The sequence below is a fragment of the Salirhabdus euzebyi genome (genome assembly GCF_014207435.1).
Classification (GTDB): Bacteria; Bacillota; Bacilli; order Bacillales; family Alkalibacillaceae; genus Salirhabdus; species Salirhabdus euzebyi.
The window spans coordinates 20162-36751 of sequence record NZ_JACHGH010000006.1 but is presented as its reverse complement, the minus strand read 5'-3'; the positions used below and the strand labels follow the sequence as shown (position 1 = coordinate 36751).

Below are 16590 nucleotides of genomic sequence, written 5' to 3'. Positions count from 1 at the left end.
CTTATACTTTAATCCTTTATCAAAGTTAAACTTTCTTAAAGGCCAAAAAAAGGATTACTATTTACATAGCAATCCTCAATCAGTAAGAATATATTTTTCGTCTGAAACAGCCTGAATAAAAGTACTTGGCGTTCCATGGGAAAACATGATCAATTCATGCATTGCCCGTGTACATGCGGTGTAAAAAAGATTTCTTTCTATTTCCTTACAATAATTCTCTTCCGAGGCGTTATATATAATGACACTATCAAACTCAATCCCTTTTGCTAAATAAGCCGGAATAACGATAAGACCTTTTTGGAACGTTTTTGTATTTTGGTCCATGAACTTAATAGGCAAATAATCTTTTAGTTGGTTATAAGCCCTTTCGCTTTCTTCCATCGTCTTACATATAACCGCTATTGTCTCATAACCCTTTTCCCTGAGGCTTTTCAATTTCTCTACAATGAGGGAAACCAGTACATTTTCATTTTGCGTCATACATAAACTTGGTTTTGTTCCCTCTCGATTAAAAGGTTCAATTACTTCTCCACCAGTAATTAAATCCTTCGTGAAATCCACAATTTCTTTCGTAGAACGATAACTTCTCGTTAATGTTATTCGTTCACTTTCATTTTCGTTAGTTGGCGATAACAATGTTTCCCCAGCATATGTGTGGGCATAAATTGCCTGGTTATAGTCACCTAGCAACGTCACTCTACTGTATGGGTATTTTTCTTTAATATAAGCAAACTGAAATGGTGAATAATCCTGCGCTTCATCTATGAAAACGTGACGTATCGTGCGATTAACTAAAAATCCAAGTATATGGTCTTGCAAATATAAATAGGGGGAAACATCTTCCCAAGCTAAAACCTTCTGCTTCATATTTGAAACAGTCTGCTTACATATGTCATACCAGTTTGTCGGTTCACTTTCGCTCTTGTTCTCGTGTGACCATCTTTGAAAAAAGTTCATAAAAGTTGCGTGTACATTTACAAACGATAGAGCTTTAACTTTTTTCCGTAACGGCGTTAACTTCCTAGTCACAACCATTTCACGCAATAATTCTTCTTCCCGTTCAAAATCGTCAAAAGAATCTTCCGTGAATTGCTTACCCTTTTCTAACTGTTGAAAAGCATTAACATAATCTTCTTTTTCCATTAAATCTAATTCTTCTAAAACCCAGTCTTGCTTTATTTCCTTTTGTTTTAGCTTATTTAGTGTTTCTACTATCCAATCACGTACTAATTCCATGCGGTTTGCAATAGAAATAGAAGAATCTAAACCATAGAAGTAATCCTCAATTTGACCTTTAGTCAAAATTCTTTCCCCACGAAACTTAATATTTCTAAATATAATACCTTCACTAGAAAGATATTCTAAATAGTCATCCATCCATTTTTTGAATACCAAACTTGCTTTAAAGCGAATTCCCTCTACCCGTGCTTCGTATTCACTGTTATGATCATCACCTGTTAAGTAGTATTCCATCTGTTCAAAAGGTGTCTCTATATCATATTGGTTACCTAACCGTTCCTCCACATGCTCTTGAAAGGTTGTTTGTTTCATGTTTTCCTCACCCAGCTCAGGAAGAACAGTAGCTACATAACTATTAAATAATGGATTTGGTGAGAAAAGAATAATATTTTCTGATGTTAAGATTTCACGGTAACGATAAAGTAAATAGGCTACTCTTTGTAGTGCTGCGGATGTTTTACCACTGCCAGCTACACCTTGAACAATAAGTAATTTTGATTTGTCATTTCTAATAATTTGATTTTGTTCCTTTTGAATTGTTGCAACGATACTTTTCATCGATACACTAGCATTATCGCCTAGTACCGATTGTAATAAATGATCTCCTATTGTTAGTCCTGTATTGAACATCCCGTTTATATATCCATTACGAATAATAAACTGGCGCTTCAATTTCATTTCCCCATCAATACTGCCATCAACAGTATCATATTGCGCTGGGCCAGGAGGGTAGTCATAATACAGACTAGAAATAGGTGCTCTCCAATCATAAATTAAAAAATCTTCATCTTTCGTATCCATTAAGGATGAAATACCGATATAAATGTTATCTGTTTTTTTCTCTCCATCTTCCAAAAAATCAATTCTCCCAAAATAGGGAGAATCCTTTAATCTTTTTAAGGTTTTTAACTCTTCGCTTAATTGTCCATGACTTCTTTCTCGCTCTGACAAAAGTTCTGCTTGTTGTTTTATACTTGCTTGAGTCTCAATAATGTCATCTGGATCATCTATATTCACGGTAACGTCATCCCAGAAGGATTTGCGAAGATCAATAACTCGCTCCTTAATTTCATGCGCATGACGAGCTAATTTATCTTCTTTTCTTTCTATTTCTTCAATAACAAAATCAACTCGTTTTTGTTCCTCGATAAAGTCTTTACTTTCTTGGTCCATCGTTACCCACCTTATACGTTTATTCCTCTATTACATACTTTTATCTTATGGTAATTTTAACCTCATATTAACACAAATATGATTTTTCTTATTATGAAAATTGCTTACCTATTCTTTTTCTCCATTTGTCCGAACAAAAATACAATTTCCTTACCTATTATTTTGTGAAAGCTTTATTAACATGTAACCAGTTGTCTGTTTGTTCTAGCTGGGAAGCTAGCTGTAAGAGTATATCTTCCCTTCCTTTTGCAGCCATAAACTGTACACCCACCGGCAATCCACTTTCTGTCCTATGTAGTGGTGTTGACATGGCCGGTTGGCCAGTTAAATTAGCTAATTGCGTAAAAGGAGTGCGTTTTAAACTTTCCTTGGATAATTGATCTACGATACCGATTTTGTGTAACGTTTTTCCAAGTCTCAGTTTACTAGCTATTTGAATCAATGCCTTCTCCGAGTTCTTTAACTCTAGTTGTCCAATTTTTGCAGGTAATGTAGCTGTAGTTGGGGTCATATAGAAATCATATTTTTCATGAAACTGTTCCATCAAGAAAGAAGCCTTATCCCATTCTCTTAAACTTAAGACAAATTCCTCTGCAGATATTGTTCTCCCAAGTAAACCTAGTAACCAAGTGGTCGGTTCAACATCCTTTTGCTTTACCTTTCTATTCACTAATCCCTCTACTTCTTTAAGGGTAGCAGCTACTTCTCCAAAATACATTGTCATATAACTTTTAGCTAATTGCTCTCCATTAACAGGGGCATTTTCCTCTACGACTTTATGTCCTAGCTTCTCCAATAACTTAGCTGTTTTCATTACGGCTTCTTTACACTCTTCATCTACTTCTGTTCCTAAAGGAGATAAAGTGGAAAAGGCGATTGTATAGGATTGGTTTTTCTTTTGTTCGACTATATTCAGATAGTTTTCATGTACAAAAGGGGGATGAAAAGCAGCTGCTGCTTCCACCACTTTTAGTTCATCTAACATTGCCGCACTATCCCGTACCGTTTTGGTCAAGACATGATCAACAGAAGCTCCTTGCCAGTTTCGTCCGACCTTTGGACCTACTGGGGTTCGCCCTCTTGTCGGTTTTAACCCAAATAGCCCACAATAAGCTGCAGGTATCCGAATAGAACCACCACCGTCATTTGCCCCTGCAATCGGAACCATACCAGAGACAACTGCTGCTCCAGCTCCCCCGCTAGAACCTCCAGGCGTATATTCGGTGTTCCATGGGTTTCTTGTTGGTCCGTACGCCTTTGGTTCTGTAATTCCCATTAAGGCAAACTCTGGTATGTTTGTTTGACCTAATAATAAAGCACCAGTCTGTCTAAATTTTGTTACATAATAAGAGTCTTCTTTTGCTCGATAGCCATGCAATAGTTTTGAGCCCATCGTCATAGGCTCACCCTTTATTTCCTGTGTAATGTTTTTTAGGAGCATCGGGACTCCAGCAAACGTTCCACCTATTGGTTTTTCACATTGATTTTTAGCCTGTTCATACATTTTATGTACTACTGCATTTAAACGAGGATTTTCTTGTTCGATAAGTTTAATTGCTTCCTCCACAAGCTCAACAGGCTGAACCTCTTTATCCTTCACCAATTTTGCTAACCCTAACCCATCGTAGCTTTTGTAATTCAATAAACTCACCACAATATCCCCCTTTTAGAAAAACCATTTACTTACTTTATTCTCTACAAAAGGATGTACCCCTTTTTATACAAATAGAGGATTAGAAAAACTTGGCTTGTCGCTAAGTCCTTATGGCGAAAGCCTTAATTTTTCTTATACTTTAATCCTTTAACAGAGTTAAACTTTCTTAAAGTACAAAAAAGGGATATCGAATAATCCGATATCCCCTTTACTACTAAGAAAAAGTCTTTTTTAAATATTTGTATAATCCGTCTTCATCATAAGAAAAATCAGTAATTTCATTCGCCCGTTCTTTTACAATTTCCGGAGCATTTTTCATAGCAACTGAATATGCGGCAAATTCGAATAATGGCAAGTCATTTTCACTGTCTCCAATTGCCATGACATCTTCTTTAGACAAGTGAAATTTATCCAATAATGTCTGCACACCTGTCGCTTTAGAAATATTAGAAACGGTTACTTCAACGTTATGAACAGAAGAGGAGAAGTAATTAAAATCTATATTCCTTTTCATTTTTTCAAACTCTTCTTTCCATTTAATTATTGATTCCTTGCTTTTACTAAAAAAGTATATTTTTGCTATACTGTTTGTTTCTAGCTGGTCAACCCATACAATTTCATCTATTTCTCTCTTTCTTGAAATCCACTCGTTTTCCTCAACCGTTTCTGGTTTCGGATCGCTTATTTGACTAAGTAATAACGCTTTGTCTTGGTTAAGAGCGAACCTTGAACCCTCATTCGGATGTACTTCGTAAAATATCCCTCTGGCTTCTGCTTTTTCAACCAACTCTTCTACAAGTTGTGGTGGTAATGCATATTGTGACAATGGCTCATCCTTGACAAACACCGCCATACCATTTGCTGTAACAATTCCATCTAATTCAAAATCGGACTGCAATACACCCTTAGCCTCTCTTAATGTTCTACCTGTTGCAATAAAAACTAATTTTCCTTGTTTACGCAATTCTTTTATGTAATCTTTCACATTTTCACTAACTGTACTCTGTTCATCAAGTAAAGTTCCATCCATATCTATTACTATCATTTTATAGTCCATTTCTGCACCCCTCGTTGGAAAGTATAGTTGTTGTGACGTTACAAATTTCCTATCAAGTATACAACAAGTACTCTTTTCCTTTAAAGGTTTAAACGATAAAAGAGGCAATCGCTTTGATTACCTCTAGATACGATTATATGTTTACAACATGTACATCCATTTCTGCACCATGCATAATCGTATTTCCTATCGTACAACCTCTTTTTGCTGATGTAATTAACTTTTTCTCTGTCTTTTCATCAATATCTCCAGCAATAGAAACTTCAATATCGAATCTTTTCATTCTTGATGGACTATCCTCTGCCTTTTCCGCATCCACCTTTACTTTAAAGTCATGAATGGGCAACTGGTCTCTTTTTATTAGAAAATCTAATGTTAGACCCATACATAAACTTAATGAGGCACAAACAAGCTCTGTGGGCGAGAAACCTTCTCCTTCACCCTTAATTCCGGTTATAACATTTCCATTTTTATTTTTCATTCCGTACGTTCCATTTTGATTGAGTTCTAATTGTATCATTGATGTTCCTCCTTCAAAAATTAATATTTACCACTTATTATTTATCTACCCGTATTTTTACATTAGAAAAACTTGGCTTACTTTATTCTTTTAACAGCATTAAACTTCAAAGTACAAATAATCATGCTACACCAATAATTAAAAGGTATAATATACCTAAAAAAGTAGGATGAGGGTCTATGGAGTGTTTAGTTAAAACAGGGATTATTCATTACGAAAGTTATGGCCAAGGAAAAAACATCATTATACTTCATGCCATGGGAACTGATCACCGTTCCATGAAAGGGTGGTTAGAACCAGTATTTGAGAAAGTTGCCGGATGGAGAAGACTTTACATTGATTTACCAGCACACGGAAAAACGATTATTAATGATCAATTACGAACAACCGAAGATATGGTACAAAGCTTATTAGCGTTTATAGAAAAGGTAATACCTAATGAACGTTTTTCGTTAATAGGTATGTCTTTTGGTGGATATATTGCACAAGGGATAGTAGATCAAAAGAGTGAACTGGTTAATGGCATTTGCTTAATTGCACCTGCTATACATAAAAAGGATAGGGTATTACCAGAAAAAGTTGTTTTATCAAGGGATGATGACGTATTAAGCACACTAAACCCCGATATCAGAGCAGCATTTGAACTACTTACTGTACATCAAACAAAAGAAAACTTATCGGTTTTTTTGTCAGAAGTACAGCCAGGCAGACAATTAGCAAACCGTCAGTTTCTCCTCTCCAACTGGAGAGATAAAGGATATTTTTTAAATAACGAAACTTTTAGTCAAATTGATAGTCTTGATTTGCCCGGGTTATTTATATTAGGGCGAAAAGACTCTGTATGTGGCTTTATGGATCATCTTTCTCTATTAGAAAAGTTCCCAAATGCTTCCTATGTGATTCTTGATGATTGTGGTCATTTAATCCCGATAGAAAAAAGAAAAGTAGTACAAGCTTTATTAGAGGATTGGCTAATCAAAATAAGCGTGTAAGGATCCAACTTACACGCTTTTCCATTTTTCACTGTCGAGTTGCCATGGAACGCTTGATAATTTGATTTACCACTTCTGAAAAGACTAATCCCATTGCAATAGCACCTGAAATCATAAAGACTTTTGCCGCTAACGGTAGAGCCACACTATAATCATTTTCTACAAATCTTCTCATTGCATCATAGGCAAGTCCCCCGGGAACAAGCGGGATAATACCAGCTACACTAAAAATAATCATCGGTGTTTTAAATTTTTTCGCAAAAAATTGACTAATAATCGCAATTAAAAAAGAGGCTAAAAATGTTCCAACAACTTGATCAAAGCCTTGGTAATAAACAAGCCAATAATATAAAACCCAACCAACCATTCCAACTATTCCACATTTTAAGAGGGAGTTTTTTGGGGCATTAAAAATAACACCAAAAGTAGCAGCCGCAATAAAGCTTGTAACTATTTGATAAATCACAAATCTCCCCCCCTAAAATGAAAATCCAATAGAAATGGCAATACCAGCACCGATAGCAAAGGCTGTCAGAAATGCTTCTGCCCCTTTAGATAAGCTAGATACTAAATGACCAGCCATTAAATCCCGAACAGCATTCGTTATTAATAGACCAGGTACTAAGGGCATGACTGATCCAATTATAATTTTATCTAGCTCTAACCCGAAACCTGCCCATATAAACAAAAAAGATGTCATCCCAATAACGAAGGAAGCCAAAAATTCTGCGAAAAACTTAATTTTTACCAAATCATGAAAATAAACCATACATGTGTAGCCGAGACCCCCAGCAATCACAGCATAAAAGAAATCGTGCCACTGACCTTGAAACATAATTAAAAAACAACCACTTGCCAATGCAGCAGCTAATATTTGAAACCAAATTGGGTATACCTCATGAGCTGTTTCGATCTGTTTAAATTGTTGATGAGCATCTTTTATTGTTAATTCCCCAGCACTAATTTTTCTAGAAATACTATTTACTACTGCTACTTTATGTAAATCAGTTGAACGGTCGGTTATTCTAACTAGTTTGGTTGGATCCAAGCCATCAATAGAGAATATTATTCCTGTAGGCATAACAAAGCTATGCGAATGTTCCATTCCATAGGAGGCAGCAATTCGCATCATTGTATCTTCAACCCGGTATGTTTCTGCTCCGCTTTGCAACATTATTTTACCTGCTAATAAACAGACATCTACTACAGCATTTGCATCCGTGTGACTATTTTTCATTTCCTTCTCCCCGATTCCGATACTCTTGTCCATTCAGTTTATAAGATTTGAAAGGTTATAATCAACTATCCTAGCAACAAACAATATAATGAGCCATAAATGAAATAAAAGATGTGTAGTTATGATACTTCAACCTAAAAAAGTTATAACTGTGTTTAACCTATTTCTATATCGAAAAGAAGCCATTTCTTAACGAATTGACTTCTTTTCATCTACTACTTTATTTTCCAATGTACCTATTTTTTCAATTTCGACCTTTACTGTATCACCAGCCTGTAAATATTGAGGTGGTTCCATTCCAAACCCTACTCCATCTGGTGTACCTGTTAAAATCACATCACCTGGTTCAAGTGTTATTAATCTGGAAACAAACTCAATTAAAAACGGAATATTAAAAATCAAATGTTCCGTATTTGAGTTTTGGCGTAACTCTCCGTTTACAAATGTCTTTATCGATAAATTAGCTGGATTCTGAATTTCATCACCCGTTACAACCCAAGGACCAATAGGAGACGAATGATCTAATGATTTACCTTGCAACCATTGTGGTGTTCTTTTTTGTAGATCACGAGCTGAAATGTCATTTCCTATTGTATAGCCTAATATGTAATGTAGCGCTTCTTCTTTCCTTACGTGGGAAGCTTCTTTCCCAATAACGATGGTCAATTCACCTTCATAGTCTAACTTTTCCGTATACACTGACTTTTGAATACTATCTTCCGCTCCGATAATAGCATTGCTGAATTTATTAAAAAGAACAGGGAAATCCGGAATATCACTTTTCATTTCCATCACATGATCCTTATAGTTTTTCCCCACACAAATGATTTTTGAACCTTTCGGGATTGGCGGAGCGAGTTCTACTTCTTCCTTATCATAAACTCCTTTTGTTAAACCATTACGCATCGTAAAATCGATCGCTTCTTTACTTCGTTCAAATGCCACTTCCCCCAAGGAGTAATAATCACTAATATTTGTTGGTAATAAGCTATTTATGTTCCTGACTAAGTCTATTTCGCCTTGATGAAGTAGCAGTTGACGATAGGCTTCATTTAAATCAATTACGCGCTCTTCTACGAAAGCACCTACTCGATAATCCCCTAGTGCCTTTTTGAGCCGGTATACCAATAACTTCATACGACCTCTCCCCTAATTGTTTTGTCCCTAATCTAGCCGATTTCAACAATCGTGTCAACGTTATCGACAAACAATAACCAAATTTCTGAAGAATAAAAATTTTTGCTTGAAACAAACTAATAAATGCACACGAAAATTCTCCAGATAGTTATTGACATCGCATTTGTTGTGTGATAAATTAAAAATTTTACATTTAATTTATTTATGTTATAATGGAGATGTGACAAAACCTGGGGGTGAACCTTATGTACAATATTGGTGACAAGATTTTTTACCCAATGCACGGTGCAGGAGTAATTGAAAAAATTGAAGAAAAAGAATTTTTGGGAGAGAAGCAACTTTACTACATCATGACTATCCCAAATAAAAATATGGACGTTATGATTCCTAAGGGAAAAGAAGAGCGTCTTAATTTACGTAAGGTTGTAGATTTTAATATATTAGATGACATTAGAACAGTCTTCACAGGGGAAGAAGAAGAGCAATCGATCCATCCTAATCATCGTCACAGATTTTACATGGAAAAAATCAAAAGCGGCGATATATTAGAAGGTGCAAAGGTTATTCGCGATTTAACAAGAATTAGCAGAACAAAAAACTTAGGGACTGCTGATAAAAACATATTAAATAACGCACAAGAAATCTTAATCAGTGAACTAGTAATGGTTAAAGGCATGGATGAAGAAAAAGTAACTGCATACTTAGACCAGGTGATTAACCAATAAGCACTTAAAAAATGCTGCATCTACTCGATGCAGCATTTTTTCTTGTTCTTACATATTGTTAACTAATAAAATGTGGTTTTACTCAACAGATTGAAATAGTGATAAAACATAAAGCCATCGCAAACAATTTCTGATCATTTAGGCTATGTCTAAATGCAGACGAACTAATCAATAGTCTTGAATTAAAAATAATAAGCAAATTACATGTTAGCTAAGGAAATACACGTGGACTCCTGCGGGACAGCGAAGACGTTGAGACCCCACAACGAGCGTTCTTTGCGAGTGAGGAGGCTCAGCGCGAGCCCTAAGGTGCGCGGAGTGTATTTCCGTAGCGGTAGGATTACACCTTAAGTTATTTCACAGTTTAAGTAAAACAAACAAAACCCTTTACAAAAGAATTCTTTTTAAAAGTCAAAGTTATCGGGATCTGGTCCAATTCTCTTATTTTCATTCAAACCATCGAGTTTTTCCATATCTTCCTTGGAAATTTCAAAGTCAAATACCTCAGCATTTTGTATAATTCTTTCTTTTTTAATTGACTTTGGAATCGTGACTACCTCATGCTCCAATCCCCATCTAATTAAAATTTGTGCTGTAGATTTTCCGTAATTAGAAGCAACTTCTTCCACCACTGGATCAATGAGTAATTTTCCTTGCATTAATGGACTCCAAGCTTCCATTTGAATATTTTGCTCCTTACAATAAGTACGCAATTCTTCCTGGGTAAGCTTTGGATGGAATTCAACTTGATTGACCATTGGTTTTATTTCTGCTTCACTTAATAAATCTTCTAAATGATGGACATGAAAGTTACTCACACCAATAGCACGAACTTTCTTGTCTTTGTATAACTTCTCTAAAGCTTTCCATGTATCTTTATATTTACCAGCTACTGGCCAGTGAATTAAATATAAATCAAGGTAATCCAATCCAAGTTTATTTAGACTTTCATCAAATGCTTTTAATGTAGACTCGTAGCCTTGATTTGCATTCCATACTTTAGATGTAATGAATAATTCTTCACGACTAACACCAGCTTGTTTTATTCCCTCTCCTACCCCTTCTTCATTTTGGTAGATAGCTGCTGTATCAATACTTCTGTAATTTGCTTCAATCGCCCATTTTACAGCATCGATAACCTCTTGGCCTTCCTTTACCTTAAAAACCCCTAATCCTAACCAAGGCATTTTCACTCCATTATGTAATGTTGTGGTGTCTTGAAGACTTTTTGCTTTCATTTTTATCCTCCTTATCGTTTGAGAGACATCACTTTTTTCATACATCTCTATCATATCTACTTTATCAGTTTTTACAAAAAATAAGCTTACATCCATTTACTGTTAAATTTATAATAAAAAGAAAACTGAGGTGAATGAAATGGATCATATAAACGCATTAAACAATTACATAAAAGCAACCAACACCCACGATTTTACTAACGTTAAAGAACTATTGTCCGACAAAGCCATTTACTGGTTTACGGATAAAACTTGTACGTCACTAGAGGAAATACAGGCCTACTTTGAAAATGGTTGGGACCTCATGAAAGATGAAGTTTATGGAGCGACAGACGTTAAGTGGCTAACCGTTTCTGACAATGCTGCAACCTGTGTCTACACCTTTTCCTATGAAGGATATCAAAATGGTCAATTTGTTGAAGGTAATGGTCGTGCTACAAATATTTTTGTTAAAAATGAACATGGCGTCTGGAAATTAATTCATGAGCATCTTAGCAATTTCTCTTAAACAGAACAAAAGCGCAAGCGCCTTGCTCAGCCTAAGGCAGGCATAAGACAAGACCTGCCGTGGCGGTTTTTGCAACAGTGGGGATTGACTTATGTCCCGAGGGGGTAGGTGCTGGAGCTTGACGTGGCTCACCCGTGCAACTAACTTATCCACAAGTTCGAAATTTTATAATTTCCTAAGCAACAAGAAGACAGATTGGATTAAATAATCCATTCTGTCTTCTTATATAGCAAGTTAGTATAAGGTTCCTGGTTAAAAAAGTTCTTTTTTCTTCCATTTCCCAAACTGAAAATAGAGATAAGCGAAGACACTACTAATAACAAAACTCACTCCCATACCTATTGCAATACCCATTTCCCCAAACCAAGAGGAAAACAAATAAGTTAACGGATAGCGAAGTATCCAAAAAGAAATAATGTTTAAGACTAGCACTTGATACATAGCTCCAGATGCTCGCACAATCCCATTCAGTATAAAATTAATACCTAAAAACGGATAAAAGAAGCCAATTGTTTTTAAATATTCGGTTCCAAATTCAATAGCTTCGGCATCTTGAATAAATAGCCTTACCCCATATTCAGCAAAGAGCACGAGTAGAAGCGCTATGCTGAGCATGAAAAGTAAATTGTAGAAAAAGCCATACTTTGCAATTTTGTGAACTCGATCCCATTTGTTTACCCCTATATTTTGGCCAGCCATACTGTTCACAGCTGTTCCAAGAGCTGTTGCTGGTAACATTAACACGCTATCCAATCTTTGTGCTGCACTGAATCCTGCAACCACATCTTCACCAAAAGATGTGACAACACTCATAATTGCAGCGACACCTGCAGCAATAACAGCCATTTGTAAGCCTGAAGGAATACCGAGATTCAATATTAGCTTCACTTCATGTGTTTTCGGTAAAGTGGGTATTGTAAATGGCACTAGCTTCCGCTTCCATACATAAGCAACCCCATATAAAAAGGATAGCCCTTGAGATATGACAGTAGCATAAGCTGCACCTTCAACACCCAAATGGAAGACTTCAATAAAAATTGGGTCTAGTACCGTATTTAAGAGTACTGCAATAAGAACAAATCGTAGTGGCGTGCGGCTATCCCCTAAAGCCCTTAAGACTGTACCGATAAAGTTATAGCCTAGTAGAAAGAAAATACCTAGCGCATTTATTTGTAAATACACTTTTGCGTCTTCTAACATGGTAGCCGGTGTCCCGAGTAGTTCCAATATAAATTCAGCAAAGATAAAACCAAGTACCCCCAAAAACACTGCCATTAAAGATAAAACGATCACAAATGCATTTAAGTATTTTTGCAGGCCTACTTTGTTCTCCTTTCCTTTTTGTTGGGACAAAATGGTCAGTGTGGCATTATTAATCCCAATAATAAAAGAAAGGATAGTAAAAATTACTGTACTTGATACTGCGATAGCCCCTAATGCATTAGCACCTATTAGGTTTCCTACCCATAAGCTATCTATTAATTGATAAGAAACTTGAAGTAGGTTTGCAAACATAATAGGCGTAGAGAAAAGGAACATTTGTTTTAAAAGGTTACCATTGGTAAAATCTTGTTGCTTACTCATTTTTATACTCCTTTTTCAGTTGCTACATTCCATCATACCACGCAGCATTCCATTCATATAAAGTGCAGCCTCTCGAACAAAAACTGATACCTCGGACTCTCACTTATCCACAAGTCCGAAATTTTATAATTTCCTAAGCAATTAAAAAACGAGGCTCCCACTGTTGGGAGCCTCGCCGTTCATTTACTGAAAATAACTAATAAACAATCCGATCGTTAAAAGCAACCCAAAAATTGTGTTTGTTTGAGCTGTTGCCTTCATTGCAGGCATCATTTGAACGGGAAGTGTTTTACCAACAAATCCTTTAACAGCCTTAATTGGCTTAGGAATACTTACAAGCACAACCAAAACCCATGGAGATATTTCTCCCATCACAACTAGGCCGATAATCCATAAATAAGCTACGATAAACATGACACTTAATAGGTGAACTGCTTTTTCATGACCTAGTAGTATTGCTAGTGTTTTTCGACCCGATTTTTGATCACCAACTCGATCCCGAATATTATTAGCCATATTGATGGCACCTACTAGAATAGCTACTGGAATGGAAATAAGAATACTCTCTACGTTTACTACACCTGTTTGAATATAGAAGGAAATAATAATAAAGATAGAGCCCATACATAGTCCAGCTAACACTTCCCCTAAAGGAGTAGAAGAAATAGGTAGTGGACCTCCCGTATAAAAATATCCTACTGCCATACCAAAAAGGCCAACTACAGCTAACCACCAGCTCGTATTCATACAAATATAGATACCTATAAGTAGGGCAATTCCATAAGAACCAAGCGCTAGTTGTAACACTGTTTTCGGTTGAAAGCCATCTCTAACAATAGCTCCACCTATACCAACTGAATCCTTCGTGTCCAAGCCTCGCTTATAATCGTAATACTCGTTAAACATGTTTGTTGCAAACTGCAAAAACAAGCAAGCGAGAAGCATAGCAGTAAACAATATATAGTTTAATGCTCCATAATGTAAAGCAAACACAGTACCTATTAAAACAGGAACAAACGATGCCGTTAACGTGTGAGGACGAGTGAGCTGCCACAACGCTTTTCCTACACTTTGTTTTTCAAGTACTTGTTCATCTATAGTAGAATGACTTGTATTCATTACAATTCTCCCCCTAAACAACATACTATTTTTCCGATATGATAAAAGTTACATAAGGGCATAATTAACTCCAACATACATAATACCACATTTCCACTTGTTTTTTTGTATACAGATTTTGCGCTATTTTCTGATAGCATCGGCTACCTTTACTTCTATAACCAACACTAACATTTATTGGTCTGATGAATATAATGATACGAATGAAATTACCCATAAGGGAGTGTTGGTTTCATGACAGTTCCCACTATTTTATCAGGACCAATAGTAAGAAGGGTAGAGCCAAAAAAAGCCTACATCTGGATTTCAACGAGTGAACCTTATCAAATAGGAGCAGAACTTTATTCACTTTCAACTAGACAAGAAAACAATGAACCTACATTAGTGAGTGATCGAACGAAAACAAAAACCGTACAATTTGGTGAAAATTTATATATACACTTAATAAAAATACTACCTTTGGCACAATCGTTTCCCGTCAATACCCTTTTAGGTTATAACTTGCTTTTTACGAAGGATTTCAAAACAATGAATTTACATGATTTCGGATTACTTGATTCCTCTAATCCCGAATCCATTGTATATGGAGACTTACCTTATCCATCCTTTTATATTAATGATAGTGAAGTGAATAATATTTTGTATGGATCCTGCCGTAAGCCACACGGTAAAGGGGACGATGCACTCTATGCCGCTGACATTCAACTACAAGAGGATTTTGAAAATGTAGAACAAAGACCTAGTTCCTTGTTTTTAATGGGGGATCAAATATATGCCGATGATGTTGCAGACCCCTTACTACCTGCTCTTTCCAGCTACGATAAACAGTTAATGGGAAATAGAAGAGAAAAAATTTCTGAAATAGAACCAAAACTATCAACCAAATCCTTTCAAAATGCGCTTAATCAAGTTCACGGCAGACAATTTATTATGGAGCATTTCGCTGAGTTCACATCCAACAATGCCTATAATCATCTAATGACTTTTGGAGAATTTGCAGCAATGTATATGATGTCGTGGGGACCACAAATGTGGAACGAAAACACCTTAACTACATTTGAAAGCATCCTAGATCAAAATAAACTTTATTTTGTACACCCAGAAGAAAAAAGATATGAAGAAGAACGACTAAAAGAGTTAGAACAACATGAATTACGGTTCAATGAGCAGTTAAAGGATGTAAACACATTTAAACGAAACCTTCCGAGTGTACGTAGACTATTGGCCAATATTCCTACTTACATGATTTTTGATGATCATGATTTGACTGACGATTGGAATATTTCTCACGACTGGCAAAAAAACGTTTCAAACTCTCATTTAGGTAGGCATGTTATTGCAAATGGATTAGCTGCATACTGGGCATTTCAAGGATGGGGAAATGATCCAGAAGCATTTGATGACACGTTTATTGAACTCATGTCAGCCTACTTCCAATCATTAACGTTTGCGTTTGCACCTTATAAAAATAGTTTATATGAAGATTGGATAAATCGTTTATGGCATTTTGATCAATGGTTTTTTATTGCTCCTACCTCTCCAAAAGCCCTTTTTCTGGATACGAGAACAATGCGTTCCTTTGACCCTTTACCCCGACCTGTAAAAATTGGGTCCATTATTGAGGAAGTAAAAGACAGCCCTAACCTTATCGGCATAGAGGGATGGGAAAAAATATCTAAGCATTTGACCGATTCCAAATGGAGTAATGAAGAGTCCTTAATGATTATATCTCCCGCTCCATTATACGGAATCGGGGTAATTGAATCTTTCCTGAAGCATTATGTATACCCACTAAGGGTTCTAGGCATACCTGTCCATTACCAGCTAGATTTTGAAGCTTGGAAATATAATGGTAAGGGGTTTGATGAATTTCTTCATCGCATTTTAAAATGGGGACCAAAGCACTGTTTCATTTTATCGGGAGATTCTCATTTTGCTTCTTCTGTTTATTCACATGTGGATTTTCATGGTGGGCAAGATGTTTCCATTTATCAGTTTACAAGTAGTCCCATTCATAATATGAGTTTTTCCGGTTTTTGGGGGTTCCTCTTAAAAAACACATTATGGTTTAACTCTCAAACGAGAAAAAGAAAAGTAATTCACCGTTCTTGTGACTATCAATATAACTTGCATAAAACAGATAGAGAACCCGATATTAATCAAGTGAAATGGAAGGAAAATATTCGCTATCTATCCACCGAGGAAGATTCTATTGTAGAGCTTCAAAATAACATCGGACTACTTACTTTATCACCTAATCGCGCACGAAATGCCCTTCTTCAATATGATCAAAATAAAACCCAAAAAACAATAACTCGTTTTAAACCTATTCATCTAAAAAGTAACAAAGAAAAAGAATAGGACCCACCCCCTTGGGTTTGGGTCCTATTTATATGTTCGGAAAGTA

The 16590-nt window shown here is 36.0% G+C and carries 14 protein-coding genes; 4 read left to right on the top strand and 10 right to left on the bottom strand.

Features of this window, described 5'->3' with window-relative positions; all coding sequences use genetic code 11:
• Nucleotides 1-75: 75 nt before the first annotated feature.
• The 4 genes from helD to HNQ94_RS10975 form a co-directional block, all read right to left on the bottom strand.
• Nucleotides 76-2412 (bottom strand): RNA polymerase recycling motor HelD, encoded by a 2337-nt coding sequence (gene helD, locus HNQ94_RS10990; protein WP_174496664.1) that lies wholly within the window; start codon nt 2410-2412, stop codon nt 76-78.
• 157 nt (nt 2413-2569) lie between these two features.
• Complete coding sequence (locus tag HNQ94_RS10985; RefSeq protein WP_174496665.1) at nt 2570-4063, bottom strand: amidase family protein; 1494 nt, start codon at nt 4061-4063, stop codon at nt 2570-2572.
• 217 nt (nt 4064-4280) lie between these two features.
• Entirely contained in the window at nt 4281-5123 is an 843-nt protein-coding gene (locus HNQ94_RS10980; protein ID WP_174496666.1) for a Cof-type HAD-IIB family hydrolase, read from the bottom strand.
• A gap of 133 nt (nt 5124-5256) precedes the next feature.
• Nucleotides 5257-5643: an OsmC family protein gene (locus HNQ94_RS10975; RefSeq protein ID WP_174496667.1), complete on the bottom strand. Its 387-nt coding sequence runs from the start codon at nt 5641-5643 to the stop codon at nt 5257-5259.
• Between the two features lie 179 nt (nt 5644-5822).
• Here HNQ94_RS10975 and HNQ94_RS10970 point away from each other — a divergent pair, with 179 nt between their 5' ends.
• The gene (locus tag HNQ94_RS10970; protein WP_174496668.1) at nt 5823-6635 is read left to right on the top strand and encodes an alpha/beta fold hydrolase; all 813 of its coding nucleotides are present in this window, start codon (nt 5823-5825) and stop codon (nt 6633-6635) included.
• Between the two features lie 28 nt (nt 6636-6663).
• Here HNQ94_RS10970 and HNQ94_RS10965 read toward each other — a convergent pair whose 3' ends face one another.
• The 3 genes from HNQ94_RS10965 to HNQ94_RS10955 all read right to left on the bottom strand — a co-directional run bounded on the left by HNQ94_RS10965 (nt 6664) and on the right by HNQ94_RS10955 (nt 9009).
• Nucleotides 6664-7101, bottom strand: a complete 438-nt coding sequence (locus HNQ94_RS10965) for a threonine/serine exporter family protein (protein WP_174496669.1) — start codon at nt 7099-7101, stop codon at nt 6664-6666.
• A 12-nt stretch (nt 7102-7113) separates the two neighbouring features.
• On the bottom strand, nt 7114-7872 hold the full coding sequence (locus HNQ94_RS10960) for a threonine/serine exporter family protein (protein WP_246200017.1): 759 nt from the start codon (nt 7870-7872) through the stop codon (nt 7114-7116).
• A 189-nt stretch (nt 7873-8061) separates the two neighbouring features.
• The gene (locus HNQ94_RS10955; RefSeq protein WP_174496671.1) at nt 8062-9009 is read right to left on the bottom strand and encodes a fumarylacetoacetate hydrolase family protein; all 948 of its coding nucleotides are present in this window, start codon (nt 9007-9009) and stop codon (nt 8062-8064) included.
• Nucleotides 9010-9254: 245 nt separating this feature from the next.
• On the opposite strand from HNQ94_RS10955, the gene HNQ94_RS10950 reads away from it, so the two are divergent.
• Entirely contained in the window at nt 9255-9734 is a 480-nt protein-coding gene (locus tag HNQ94_RS10950; protein ID WP_174496672.1) for a CarD family transcriptional regulator, read from the top strand.
• 404 nt (nt 9735-10138) lie between these two features.
• Here HNQ94_RS10950 and HNQ94_RS10945 read toward each other — a convergent pair whose 3' ends face one another.
• Complete coding sequence (locus tag HNQ94_RS10945) at nt 10139-10972, bottom strand: aldo/keto reductase (protein ID WP_174496673.1); 834 nt, start codon at nt 10970-10972, stop codon at nt 10139-10141.
• 139 nt (nt 10973-11111) lie between these two features.
• Between HNQ94_RS10945 and HNQ94_RS10940 the strand changes: the two genes are divergently transcribed.
• Nucleotides 11112-11480: a YybH family protein gene (locus HNQ94_RS10940; protein ID WP_174496674.1), complete on the top strand. Its 369-nt coding sequence runs from the start codon at nt 11112-11114 to the stop codon at nt 11478-11480.
• 252 nt (nt 11481-11732) lie between these two features.
• On the opposite strand, the gene HNQ94_RS10935 is transcribed toward HNQ94_RS10940, so the two are convergent.
• Both HNQ94_RS10935 and HNQ94_RS10930 read right to left on the bottom strand, forming a co-directional pair.
• Entirely contained in the window at nt 11733-13064 is a 1332-nt protein-coding gene (locus tag HNQ94_RS10935; RefSeq protein WP_174496675.1) for an MATE family efflux transporter, read from the bottom strand.
• A gap of 183 nt (nt 13065-13247) precedes the next feature.
• The gene (locus tag HNQ94_RS10930) at nt 13248-14183 is read right to left on the bottom strand and encodes a 1,4-dihydroxy-2-naphthoate polyprenyltransferase (RefSeq protein WP_174496676.1); all 936 of its coding nucleotides are present in this window, start codon (nt 14181-14183) and stop codon (nt 13248-13250) included.
• A 234-nt stretch (nt 14184-14417) separates the two neighbouring features.
• Here HNQ94_RS10930 and HNQ94_RS10925 point away from each other — a divergent pair, with 234 nt between their 5' ends.
• Entirely contained in the window at nt 14418-16544 is a 2127-nt protein-coding gene (locus HNQ94_RS10925; protein ID WP_174496677.1) for a metallophosphoesterase family protein, read from the top strand.
• Nucleotides 16545-16590: the final 46 nt, after the last annotated feature.

Excerpts from the sequence above, each read along its gene's own strand:
- HNQ94_RS10945 (WP_174496673.1), bottom strand. The coding sequence starts at position 10,972 with ATGAAAGCAAAAAGTCTTCAAGACACCACAACATTACATAATGGAGTG.
- HNQ94_RS10980 (WP_174496666.1), bottom strand. The coding sequence starts at position 5,123 with ATGGACTATAAAATGATAGTAATAGATATGGATGGAACTTTACTTGAT.
- HNQ94_RS10925 (WP_174496677.1), top strand. The coding sequence starts at position 14,418 with ATGACAGTTCCCACTATTTTATCAGGACCAATAGTAAGAAGGGTAGAG.
- helD (WP_174496664.1), bottom strand. The coding sequence starts at position 2,412 with ATGGACCAAGAAAGTAAAGACTTTATCGAGGAACAAAAACGAGTTGAT.
- HNQ94_RS10955 (WP_174496671.1), bottom strand. The coding sequence starts at position 9,009 with ATGAAGTTATTGGTATACCGGCTCAAAAAGGCACTAGGGGATTATCGA.
- HNQ94_RS10960 (WP_246200017.1), bottom strand. The coding sequence starts at position 7,872 with ATGAAAAATAGTCACACGGATGCAAATGCTGTAGTAGATGTCTGTTTA.
- HNQ94_RS10940 (WP_174496674.1), top strand. The coding sequence starts at position 11,112 with ATGGATCATATAAACGCATTAAACAATTACATAAAAGCAACCAACACC.
- HNQ94_RS10950 (WP_174496672.1), top strand. The coding sequence starts at position 9,255 with ATGTACAATATTGGTGACAAGATTTTTTACCCAATGCACGGTGCAGGA.
- HNQ94_RS10935 (WP_174496675.1), bottom strand. The coding sequence starts at position 13,064 with ATGAGTAAGCAACAAGATTTTACCAATGGTAACCTTTTAAAACAAATG.
- HNQ94_RS10975 (WP_174496667.1), bottom strand. The coding sequence starts at position 5,643 with ATGATACAATTAGAACTCAATCAAAATGGAACGTACGGAATGAAAAAT.
- HNQ94_RS10930 (WP_174496676.1), bottom strand. The coding sequence starts at position 14,183 with ATGAATACAAGTCATTCTACTATAGATGAACAAGTACTTGAAAAACAA.
- HNQ94_RS10970 (WP_174496668.1), top strand. The coding sequence starts at position 5,823 with ATGGAGTGTTTAGTTAAAACAGGGATTATTCATTACGAAAGTTATGGC.